Annotated in this window: 8 protein-coding genes and 1 pseudogene; 1 reads left to right on the plus strand and 8 read right to left on the minus strand. The window is 72.2% G+C overall.

The window, feature by feature from the left end; genetic code table 11:
* Window positions 1–596 (minus strand): annotated as a pseudogene (locus DEJ01_RS18570) (MazG family protein); the annotation flags it as partial.
* Between the two features lie 90 nt (window positions 597–686).
* On the opposite strand from DEJ01_RS18570, the gene nhaA reads away from it, so the two are divergent.
* Window positions 687–1,865, plus strand: coding sequence for a Na+/H+ antiporter NhaA (nhaA, locus tag DEJ01_RS10960; RefSeq protein ID WP_111033598.1), 1,179 nt, complete (start codon window positions 687–689; stop codon window positions 1,863–1,865).
* 159 nt (window positions 1,866–2,024) lie between these two features.
* Here nhaA and mfd read toward each other — a convergent pair whose 3' ends face one another.
* The 7 genes from mfd to DEJ01_RS10995 all read right to left on the minus strand — a co-directional run bounded on the left by mfd (window position 2,025) and on the right by DEJ01_RS10995 (window position 11,188).
* Window positions 2,025–5,633, minus strand: a complete 3,609-nt coding sequence (gene mfd / locus DEJ01_RS10965; RefSeq protein ID WP_111092989.1) for a transcription-repair coupling factor — start codon at window positions 5,631–5,633, stop codon at window positions 2,025–2,027.
* Window positions 5,634–5,715: 82 nt separating this feature from the next.
* Window positions 5,716–6,300: an aminoacyl-tRNA hydrolase gene (gene pth, locus DEJ01_RS10970; protein ID WP_111054896.1), complete on the minus strand. Its 585-nt coding sequence runs from the start codon at window positions 6,298–6,300 to the stop codon at window positions 5,716–5,718.
* A 29-nt stretch (window positions 6,301–6,329) separates the two neighbouring features.
* The gene (locus tag DEJ01_RS10975; protein ID WP_071405234.1) at window positions 6,330–6,953 is read right to left on the minus strand and encodes a 50S ribosomal protein L25/general stress protein Ctc; all 624 of its coding nucleotides are present in this window, start codon (window positions 6,951–6,953) and stop codon (window positions 6,330–6,332) included.
* A gap of 328 nt (window positions 6,954–7,281) precedes the next feature.
* Complete coding sequence (locus DEJ01_RS10980) at window positions 7,282–8,256, minus strand: hypothetical protein (RefSeq protein WP_111092990.1); 975 nt, start codon at window positions 8,254–8,256, stop codon at window positions 7,282–7,284.
* An 8-nt stretch (window positions 8,257–8,264) separates the two neighbouring features.
* Window positions 8,265–8,921: a response regulator transcription factor gene (locus tag DEJ01_RS10985; protein WP_111092991.1), complete on the minus strand. Its 657-nt coding sequence runs from the start codon at window positions 8,919–8,921 to the stop codon at window positions 8,265–8,267.
* Window positions 8,918–10,195 (minus strand): sensor histidine kinase, encoded by a 1,278-nt coding sequence (locus tag DEJ01_RS10990; protein WP_111092992.1) that lies wholly within the window; start codon window positions 10,193–10,195, stop codon window positions 8,918–8,920. Before DEJ01_RS10990 ends, DEJ01_RS10985 begins: the two co-directional genes overlap by 4 nt.
* An 84-nt stretch (window positions 10,196–10,279) precedes the next feature.
* On the minus strand, window positions 10,280–11,188 hold the full coding sequence (locus tag DEJ01_RS10995) for a hypothetical protein (protein WP_111092993.1): 909 nt from the start codon (window positions 11,186–11,188) through the stop codon (window positions 10,280–10,282).
* Window positions 11,189–11,199: the final 11 nt, after the last annotated feature.

Raw genomic sequence — 11,199 nt, forward strand, 5'->3', positions numbered from 1 at the left:
TAGGTGTGTGAAAGAGACAGGGCGTCGACCGTGCCCACCCCGTCGTCCGCAGCGGGCAGGGCGGACGCACCAAGGGCCTCCGGGCCGACGCCGGAACCGGCCCCGACGACGGACGCGACGACCGCGTCGGCGTCTCCACGTTCCTCCAGGCGTTCCAGCAGCTTCACCGCGCGCTCCAGCGGCGGCATCGCCCGCGGCACCCCGTCGAACGCACTCCGCCGACTCGCCTTCTCGGCCGCCTTGGCCGCACGCCAGACCCGCACGACGTCCTCGACGGTGTCCGCCGTCTCGTCGCCGAACACGTGCGGGTGACGCCTGGTCATCTTGTCCCGGACCCCGGCGGCGACGTCCTCGAGGGTGAAGTCCCCCGCGCGGGCAGCGATCCCCGCGTGCAGGACCACCTGGTAGAGCAGGTCGCCGAGTTCCTCGCGGACGTCGTCCGGGTCGCCGTCGTCGATGGCGTCGACGAGTTCGTACGACTCCTCGACGGCGTAGCGGGCGAGCGAGGCGTGGGTCTGCGCCCGGTTCCAGACGCACCCGCCGTCCTCGGCGAGCAGGCGGTCGACGACGGTCACGAGGTCCGGTACGGCGGTCATCACGTCATCGTGCCACCCGCGTAGACTGGTCGTGGTGTGTCGGGAAGTCTGGTCGACGGACACTCACCCGACCCCTCGAGACGGAGATCCATGTCGTCCCTCGTCCGCTCCCCCCGCTTCAGCGCCATCGCGCTCCTCACCGCCGCCGTGCTCGGCCTGGTCGTGGCGAACTCCCCGATCGGCCCCGGCCTCGAACGGCTGCTCGACGCGCACCTGCCGCTCGGTGCCCTGGGCCTCGACCTGTCGATCGCGCACTGGATCAGCGACGGCCTGCTCGCGGTCTTCTTCCTGCTCGTCGCGATCGAGCTGAAGCAGGAACTCGTCGACGGCGAGCTGTCGAACCCCAAGACCGCGATCATCCCCGCCATCGCCGCGGTCGGCGGCGTGCTCGTCCCGGCCGGCATCTTCCTGCTCGTCACCGCGGGCACGCAGTACACGCACGGTTGGCCGATCCCGACGGCGACGGACATCGCGTTCGCGCTCGGGGTGCTCGCCATGTTCGGTCGCGGGCTGCCGAGCGGCATCCGGGTGTTCCTGCTCGCGCTGGCCGTGCTCGACGACCTCATCGCGATCATCATCATCGCCGTGGTGTTCGCCCACGACACCGACTTCCTGGCCCTCGCGGGCGCTGTCGTCACCCTCGCGGCGTTCTGGCTGCTCGGCCGGATGCTCCGTCCGGGGCGCAGCGGGCAGACACTCGTCATCGTGGCGATGGTCGTCGTCGGGCTCCTGACCTGGTGGCTCGTCTACCACTCCGGTGTGCACGCCACCATCGCCGGCGTCGCGCTCGGGCTCGTGCTGCCCCGCCGCCCGGGCCACACCCTGCACGAGAACGTCGAGCCGTGGTCGAACGCCATCGTCCTGCCGGTGTTCGCGTTCGCGTCGGCCGCCGTCATCATCCCCTCGGTCGGCATCAGCGAGCTCTCCCCCACGTTCTGGGCGGTCGTCCTCGCGCTGCCGGTCGGCAAGGTGATCGGCATCACGCTGTTCGGCACGATCGCCACGCGGATCTTCCGCTCGCCCGGCCGCTCGTCGCTGTCGTTCTTCTCGATCATCACCGTCGGCGTGCTCGGCGGCATCGGGTTCACGGTGTCGCTGCTCATGAACGAGCTGGCGTTCGCCCGCAACGAGGAGATCCTCGACGAGGGCGTCCTCGCCGTGCTCGTCGGCTCGGGCATCGCCATCGTCGCGTCGGCGGTCGTCGTCACCCTGCGGGCGCGGGCGTACCGCGCTCGCCGCGAGCTGTCCGAGGCCGAGGACACCGAGTAGCGGCTCGCGGGCCGGGGTTCACACCCGTTCCGCGACAGGGCACGCGTCGTTCGACGCGTGGATCGTCGCGAAGGGCGTGCGCGCTGTGGACGTGGCCACGGACGGCCTGGAGGCACGGTGCGGGCCCGCACCGTGCCTCCAGGCCGTCTCCGCTCGCGTCTACGCGGCCGGCGCCTCGGCCGGGGTCGTCGCCCCGTACACGGCGGTGAGGATGCTCTCCACCCACTGGATGAGGGCGTCGTCCGGCAGCGCCTGGTCGTGCGGACGCGGCATCGGGATGCTCGTCGCGTTCTGCTGCGGGAACCAGCGCGCACCCGGGAACATGCGCTTCAGGCGCACCTGCGACGAGTCGGCGAGCTCCTTGCCGGCGACCCGCAGGTTCGAGCCCATGACTACGACGTCGGACAGGCCGACCTGCTGCGCCATGCGACGGAGGCGGGAGACCTCGACCAGGGTCTGCACGGCCTGCGGCGGCTGCCCGTAGCGGTCGGTGAGCTCGTCGAGCACCATGTCGATCGCGTTCGGCTGGGCCGTCGGGGCCGAGGCCGCCGAGAGCTTCTGGTACGCCTCGAGCCGGAGTCGCTCGGACTCGACGTAGTCCTCGGGGATGTGCGCATCGACGGGGATCTCGAGCCGGAGCTCGGTCTGCCCCTCGGCGACGTCCCCACGGAACTGCGACACCGCCTCGCCGATCATCCGCAGGTACAGGTCGAAGCCGACGCCCGCGATGTGGCCGGACTGCTCCCCGCCGAGCAGGTTGCCGGCCCCGCGGATCTCGAGGTCCTTCATGGCGACCTGCATGCCCGCGCCGAGCTCGTTGTTCGCGGCGATCGTCTCGAGGCGGTCCTGTGCGGTCTCGGACAGCGGCTTCTCGGAGTCGTACAGGAAGTACGCGTACCCGCGCTCCCGCCCACGGCCGACACGTCCGCGCAGCTGGTGCAGCTGCGACAGGCCGTACTTGTCCGCCTTGTCGATGATGAGCGTGTTCGCGTTCGCGATGTCCAGACCGGTCTCGATGATCGTCGTCGAGACGAGGACGTCGAAGCGGCGCTCCCAGAAGTCGACCATGACCTGCTCGAGGGCGGTCTCCGACATCTGCCCGTGCGCCACGGCGATGCGCGCGTCCGGCACGATCTCGGCCAGGTGCGCGGCGACCGACTGGATGTCCTTCACGCGGTTGTGCACGTAGAACACCTGGCCCTCGCGCAGCAGCTCGCGGCGGATCGCCGCCGCCACCTGCAGGTCGGACTGCGGGCCGACGAAGGTCAGGATCGGGTGGCGGTCCTCGGGCGGGGTGGCGAGGGTCGACATCTCGCGGATGCCCGTGACCGCCATCTCGAGCGAGCGCGGGATCGGGGTCGCCGACATCGCCAGGACGTCGACGTTCGTCTTGAACTTCTTGAGCTGGTCCTTGTGCTCGACGCCGAACCGCTGTTCCTCGTCGATGATGACGAGCCCGACGTCCTTGAAGGTGATGCCCTGCGACAGGATCCGGTGGGTCGCGATGACGATGTCGACCGTGCCGTCGGCGAGCCCGGCGACGGTCTCCTTCGACTCCTTCTCGGTCTGGAACCGGCTCAGGGCGCGCAGGTGGACGGGGAACCCGGCGAAGCGCTCCTGGAACGTCTCCATGTGCTGGCGGACGAGCAGGGTCGTCGGGACGAGCATGACGACCTGCTTGCCGTCCTGCACGGCCTTGAACGCGGCACGGATCGCGACCTCGGTCTTGCCGTAGCCGACATCGCCGGACAGCAGGCGGTCCATCGGGATCGGGCGTTCCATGTCGCGCTTGATCTCGTCGATCGTGGTGAGCTGGTCGGCGGTCTCGGCGAACGGGAACGCCTCTTCCAGCTCGCGCTGCCACGGGGTGTCCGGACCGAACGCGTGCCCCTTCGACGCCATCCGCGCCGAGTACAGCTTGACCAGGTCGACGGCGATGTCGCGGACGGCCTTGCGGGCCTTCGACTTGGCGGCGGACCAGTCCGAGCCGCCCATCTTCGACAGGGTCGGGGACTCGCCACCGACGTAGCGCGACAGCTGGTCGAGCTGGTCGGTCGGCACGAAGAGCTTGTCGCCCGGGTAGTTGCGCTTCGACGGCGCGTACTCGAGCACGAGGTACTCGCGCTGCGTCTTCACGGCGTTCCGGCCACCGCTGGAGACCTCGCGGCTGACGAGCTCGACGAACTTGCCGATGCCGTGGGTCGCGTGCACGACGACGTCGCCCGGCTTGAGCTGCAGCGGGTCGACGACGTTCTTGCGTCGGCTCGCGAGCTTCTTGACGGTGCGGGCACCCTGCTGGACACTGCGGCCGTAGAACTCCGCCTCGCTCAGGACCGCGATGCGGGGGTCGGGGATGGCGAAGCCGTGCTCGACGGTCGCGGTCGTCACGACGGCGAACCCCGGCTCCGGCGGCGCGTCGACTACTGCGGCACGGGCGGCGACCCCGGCGTCAGCGAGCACCTGCACCGCCCGCTCGACGAGGCCCTGGCCCTGCGCGGTCACCACGACGGCCCACCCGTCGTCGGTCAGCGACTTGACGTGCGCGATCGCCCCGTCGGCGCTGCCGGCGAAGCTCGGGACCGCCTCGGCCCGGACGCGGATGTACTCGCCGGCCTCGGCAGCGGCCTCGGCGTCGGTGAGGACGCGCTCGGTGTCCCCTTCGTCGAGGCCGGAGTCGAACGGCGACACCGTCCACCAGGTGCGCTGCCCCCGAGTGTTCTTGAGCTGCTGCACGGTCAGGAAGTTGCCGGCGTCGAGGTCGATCGGGGCCTGGGCTCCGGCGACCGCTGCACTCCAGGCCGCCTGCAGGAACTCGGTGTTCGTCTCGGCGAGGCTGTTCGCGCGGCCGTTCACCCGCTCGGGCGAGAACACCGCGATGGTGGCGTCGTCCGGCAGGTAGGAGGTCATCGGCACGAGGTCCTGCACGAGCGCCGGGGCGAGGGACTCCATGCCCTCGACCGGGATGCCCTCGGCGATCTTCGCGAGCATCTGGGACAGGTTCGGGAACTCGTGCAGCATCTCGCGCGCCCGCTGCCGGACGTCGTCGCTGAGCAGGAGTTCGCGCGAGGCGGTCAGCTCGACCGAACCGAGGTCGTCCTCGGTCGTGCGCTGGTCGGCGACGGAGAACGCCTTGATCGCCTCGATCTCGTCGCCGAAGAAGTCGACGCGTGCCGGGTGGTCGGCCGTCGGCGGGAAGACGTCGAGGATGCCACCGCGCACCGCGAACTCACCACGGCGGGTGACGAGGTCGACACGCGAGTAGGCGAGGTCCACCAGCTGGGACGCGATCGCCGCCAGGTCGTTGCCCCGCGAGTCGGTCCGCAGCACCACGGGCGCCAGGGACGTCAGGTTGCTCGCGATCGGCTGCAGCGCGGCTCGGACGCTCGCGACCACGATGGTCTGGCGACGCTCGGCCGGGTCCGCCGCCTGCCACGCCGCGAGCTTCCGGAGCGTCGCGATGCGCGTGCCGACGGTCTGGGCACTCGGGCTGAGGCGTTCGTGCGGCAGGGTCTCCCACGCCGGGAACTCGAGCACGTCGGCATCGGGGACGTAGCTGCCGAACGCTTCGCGGACCGCCTCGGCCTCACGCCCGGTCGCCGTGATGACGAGGACGCACTGCGGGCCGTTGCGCTCGGCGAGCAGCGCGCCGAGCAGCGGCACGCGCAGGCCGTCCACGACGGAGAAGTCGGCGTCGCGCGGTGCGGCGCGCAGCACGCGATCGAAGGCGGAGGCGCGCGAGAGCGCAGGGATGATGCCCGAGATCGTCACTCAGGAGATGGTACCGGCCGCCACCGACACCGGCCGCGACGTGCGCGACGGGCGAACAGCGCCGACGCCCGGCACGGAGCGCTCAGGACGGAGCGTGCACGCGCTGCTGTGCGGCGAGCAGCCCGACCTCGGCGATCGCTTCTACCGCGTCGGCCGCGTCGGCCAGCAGGATCGGCAGCGTCTTCTTCTCGGCTGCGGAGAAGTCACGCAGCACGTAGTCGGCCGGGTCCTGCCGACCGGGCGGACGCCCGATGCCGACCCGGACGCGCATGAACTCGTTCGTGCCGGTGGCCTTGATGATGTCGCGCAGCCCGTTGTGCCCGCCGTGCCCGCCACTGCCCTTCAGGCGGACGGTGTCGAACGGCAGGTCGAGCTCGTCGTGCACGACGACGAGGTCGGCCGGGGTGGCGCTGTAGAACCCGAGCACCGAGGAGACCGGTCCGCCCGAGGTGTTCATGAACGACCCGGGCTTCGCCAGCACGAGTCGTGTGCCGCCGGGCACCAGGCGCCCCTCGGCGACCTGGTTCGGCGTCTTGTGCTTCTTGAACGTCGCTCCCATGCGGGACGCGAGTTCGTCGAGGACCATCTGGCCGACGTTGTGGCGGTTGCCGGCGTAGTCGGGCCCGGGGTTCCCGAGCCCGACCACCACGAGGATTCGATCCGTCACAGCGTCGACCAGATGTCTTCGAAGGGGTGTTACTCGGAGTCCGCGGCGCCCTCGGCACCCGACTCGGCGCCGGCCTCGGCCGAGGCCTCGTCCGCAGCGTCGTCGTCAGCGGTGCCACGCGGGGTGACGATCGCGACGACCAGCGCCTCGGGGTCGGTCTCGAGCTCGGCGCCCTCGGGGAGCTCGAGCTGCGCGGCGTGGATCTGCACGCCGTCCTCGAGGCCCTCGACGTTCACGGAGACGTGCTCCGGGATGTCGGTGGCGAGCACGAGCAGCGAGATCGTGTTGAGGTCCTGCACGTGGATGGTGCCGGAGAAGGACTCGCCCTCGATGACGACGGGCACGTCGACCGTGACCTTCTCGCCGCGGCGGAGGACCACGAGGTCGATGTGCTCGATGATCTGGCGCACCGGGTCACGCTGGACGTCCTTGACGAGGGCGAGCTGCGCAGCACCCTCGATGTCGAGGTCGACGACCGCGTTGGCCGTACGGACGAGCAGCATGGTCTCGTGACCGGGCAGCGAGATGTGCTTCGGCTCGGTGCCGTGGCCGTAGACGACCGCGGGGATCTTGTCGGCCGCGCGGAGCTTGCGAGCAGCGCCCTTGCCGAACTTGGTGCGGACTTCCGCTGCGAGCTTGGTGTAGTCGGCCATGGTGCCTCCTGGTGTCGGGGACGACGCCGGGGTGCCGGCATCGTGGGGGTCTGTGGTGTTGCAACTCGAACGCGTGCACGCGTGAGGAACGATCCCAGGGTCTTGCCGGGTATCCCACCGCGTCGATCACGGCCGCGCGTACGCAGCCCTCGCCGAAGTCAGGGACTGAGTCTAGCAGGGCTGTCCGGGCGTGTCGCGCGTCACGATCCGGACGCACACCGGGACGGACGGGAGGCCCGTGGCGGTCCTGCCACGGGCCTCCCGTCCGTCGTCCCCACGCGGCGGGCGCGGGGCGCTCCCCCCAGGACCGCTCCCCGCGACCGCCGCGTCAGTCGACGTCCGTCGGTGCCGCCGGCGCGAGCCGCGCGATCACCCGGTCGAGGCGGGCGTCCACCTGCGGCTGCCGCGTCGAACCCTTCCGGAGCACGGCCGCGTCGGTCGCGGTGACGTGCAGCAGCCGTTCCCACTCCGCCGCGTACAGCGCGCTGCGGTAGCCGGATGACTCCTGGCACGCGACGTCCCGTTCGGCGACGGCGACCTCGGCCTTCCCCGGATCGTCCGAGAACAGGACGACCTGGTCGCCGTCACGGGCGCTGACGTGCATCGAGGGGGTCGGCATGCCCTCCGGACCCTCCGGCAGGTCCGGCACACCGGACGGCGCCATGCAGGTGCGCCACCCGGCCGCGGCCGTGCGGACCGGGTCGTCCTGGCGTGCGTCCAGCGCCGCCAGGTACGTCAGGCGCTGGGCCAGTTCGGACGCGGTCTGCTCGATGCCGCGCAGTGTGGTGCCGAGCGTCTTCCGGGCTGCCTTCCAGCAGCGGGCGGCCACGTCGTCCGGGAGCGCGGCGAACGCGGCCTGGCGGTCCGGGTCGTACCCCCACTTCCGCAGGCCCTCCTGGTTCGCACCGGCGGCGGACGGCCCGTGGTAGCCGCGGGCCTCGGCGAGCACCGTGGTGAGGGGCCGGGTGGTCGCGAGTGCGGGTGAGGGGTTCGCCCGGGCGGCGGTGTCGGCCGCGTCGTCGTCGGCCTGCAGCCCGGCCGCGGTCGCCCAGGGAGCCGGGTCGTCGATGCCGGCCTTCCGCAGGCAGGGCTCGGCCACGAGGTCCTCCGCGTACGTGGTCTTCGACGAGGCCGGTGCGACGAAGGCGTCGAGCGGCATCGCCCACGCCGTGCTGTCCTGTTCGACGGTGGGTGCGACCGCGACGTCGGCGCGTTCGGGCAGCCCGTGGACGACGGCGGTGGCCAGTCCGGCGAGGACGACGACGAGGGTGCCGGTCTTCGCGACGCGGTTCGTGATCTGCATGGTTCCCCCTAGGCGCGGACGAGGCCGCGTTCGTGTGCGGTGATGACGACCTGGATCCGGTTCCGGAGTCCGAGCTTCGTCAGGACGGCGCGGACGTGGGTCTTCACGGTGGCGTCGCTCAGGAAGACCGACTCGGCGATCTCGGCGTTGCTGAGCCCCTTCGCGACGAGCAGGAAGACCTCGCGCTCGCGAGCCGTCAGCGCGTCGAGCACCTCGTCGCGCCGATCGGTCACGGCCGGGGTGCCCTGCGCGCGCAGCAGGTCCAGCGCCTCCGCTTCCGTCGGTGCAGGTCGGCCCGCGTGCACGTCGCGGATGGTCGCGGTGACGACCTCGGGCAGCGCGTCCTTCGTCAGGAACGCGGCGGCTCCGGCACGGAGTGCGGCGAGGACGGCGTCGTCGCGGCGGATGGTCGTGAGCGCGACGACCCGCGGGCGGTCCTGGGTCGAGGCGGCGAGCCGCGTCAGGGTCTCGATGCCGTTCATGACCGGCATCCGCAGGTCGAGCAGCAGCACGTCGGGGTGTTCGGCGGCGCAGAGCTCGAGGGCGGCGGCACCGTCGCCGGCGGTCCCGACGCAGGTCATGTCGTCCTGGGCGTCGACGAGCATCTGCATCCCGGTGGCGAACAGCCGCTGGTCGTCGACGACGGCGACGCGGACGGCGCTCATCGGACGTGCTCCGGCAGGACGGCCTTGGTATCGGCCTCGGAGTGGGTGCCGGTGTCGGTGTCCGCCGTCGCCGTGGTCGGCACGGCGGCGGTCGTCGGCAGCCACGCGGTGACGACCCACTCGTCCGGGGTGTCGCCGACACCGGCACGCAGCCAGCCGCCGGCCAGTCGGGCACGCTCCTGCATCCCGCTGACACCGGACCCGACACCGTCGAGCTCGACGAGGGGTTCGGTTCCCCGTGACGTCACGACGACGCCGAGCCCCGGGCCGCGCCAATCGAGCGCCACCCGGGCCGTCGCGGTCCGTCCCTGGTGCTTCAGCACGTTCGTCAGGCTCTCCTGCACGATCCGGTGCACCGCGCTGGCACTGCCCGCGGGCAGGAGTCCGGCGCCGTGCTCCTCGAACGTCGCGGTCATCCCGAGCTCCCGCATGTCCTCGACCAGGTCGGGGACGTCGAACAGCCCGTGGCGGTCGGCGTCGTCGCTCGCCTGGATGCGTTCCACCAGGGACCGGACGTCACCCAGTGCCGAGCGGCTCACGTCGGCGATGTCCTGCAGCGCCCGGGCGGCGTGTTCGTCCCGCACGGCGATGGCCGCGGCACCCTGGGCCTGGGACACGACGACGGCCAGTGAGTGGGCGAGCGAGTCGTGCACGTCGCGGGCGATCCGCGCGCGGTCCTGCTCGGCCCGGAGTTCGGTGGTGGTCACCTCGGTGCGGCGTTGCGCCTCGACCACCCGGACCCGCGCGAGGCCGATCCGCCACGCGGCACCGATGGCCACGCCGACCGCCCAGGCGACACCGCTGACCCCGACGAACGCGAAGGTGATCGTGACGAGGTCGGACCGGGTCCCGCCGGAGTTCCCCACCCAGCTGCCCCAGACGTCCTGGTCGGCAGCGGTCGGGACCGCCATCGCCCAGGCGGCTGCCGCACTCGCGAGCAGGAGCACGGGGACCGCCACGTAGCGGAGCAGGTCGGACCGACCGGCGCCGACGATGCCGACGACGATCGCGATCGCCAGGTACTCCGGCCAGGTCGTGTCGGTCGGCCGGGTGAGCAGCCGGGCCGCCTGCAGGAGCGGGATGCCGACGACCAGTCCGAGCGCAGTCGCGGGCATCCACGCGGCGAGGCCGATGGCGACGGCGAAGGCCGACACCACGACGACGTGGTCGGCGAGCCCCGCGCGTCCGGCTTCGGCGACGATCCAGAGCACGAGGTACACGGCGCCGGCGGCGGGGGCCAGCAGGTGCCGGTACCGGCGGAGGAGGGAGGTCATGACGCGAGCGTATGGGCCTCGCCGGACGGGGACCGAGCCGTGCGGCCGCTTTTCATCCGAGGTGATGAGGTCGCGCCGGACGGCTCAGCGGCCGACCTCCCGCCGGTGCTCCTGCGCGGCGTGGAGGACGTCGCGCGCCCGGTCGCTCGCTGCCTCGGCCTCGTCGCGGGCTGCCTCGAGCCGGGTGATCTCGGCCTCGGCCTGCTCGAGGGCACGCTGGAGCTCCGCGCGGCGCTCCTCCGCCTGTTCGAGATCGGCCTCGGCGGTGTCGAGTGCTGCGTCGGCGTCGCGGGACTCCGTGCGCGCGGCGGTCTCGGCCTGGCGCGCGGCCTTCCGGTCCGCGGCCGGGTCGCGCTTCGGCTCGGGTTCGGCGTCCGGCTCCGACTCCGGGGCGTCGCGCTGCGCGGGCCTGGAGGCACGGCTCGCCTTCCGCGCACCCCTCGCCTGGGAGATGGGGATGGGTGGGGCATCGCTGCCGGACCAGGCATCGGGCACCGCGTCCGGATCCGCGAGCGCCCCGTCGAGGTCGACCGCGTCGAACCCCACGCTCTCGAGCGCCGTCACGAGCAGCCCCGACCGGACGGCCGCGCCGGCGTGCGGGTCCGCCATCGCCGCCTCGATCGTCGACCGGACCTGCTCGAGCACCGCCGGGGTGACGGGGTGCCCGGCGTCGGACGCCAGGTCCGCACCGGCCTGCGCGAGGGCGTCGACGACCTCGGCGCGCTGCCGACGGAGCGTCCGGATCGCGTCGGGGTCGGCGTCGGCCTGCGCCTTGCGGAGCGCCGGTCCGAGGTCGACGGCGTCGTCGAGGGCACCGTCGTGGGCGAGCAGGTCGATCACCCATGCGGCCGGGGCGGGCTTCCGGAGCTTCCCGACCGCCGTGGCGAGGGCACGGTCGTCCTTCCGCACCGCGCGCTGCCGTGCGGTGCGCTCGGCGACGAAGTCCTGCGGCGCGACGAGCAACAGCTCCCTGGCGACGTCGGCGAACTCCATGCGACCACTGT

Origin of the sequence: Curtobacterium sp. MCLR17_040 (assembly GCF_003234735.1) — a bacterium.
GTDB lineage: Bacteria > Actinomycetota > Actinomycetes > Actinomycetales > Microbacteriaceae > Curtobacterium > Curtobacterium flaccumfaciens.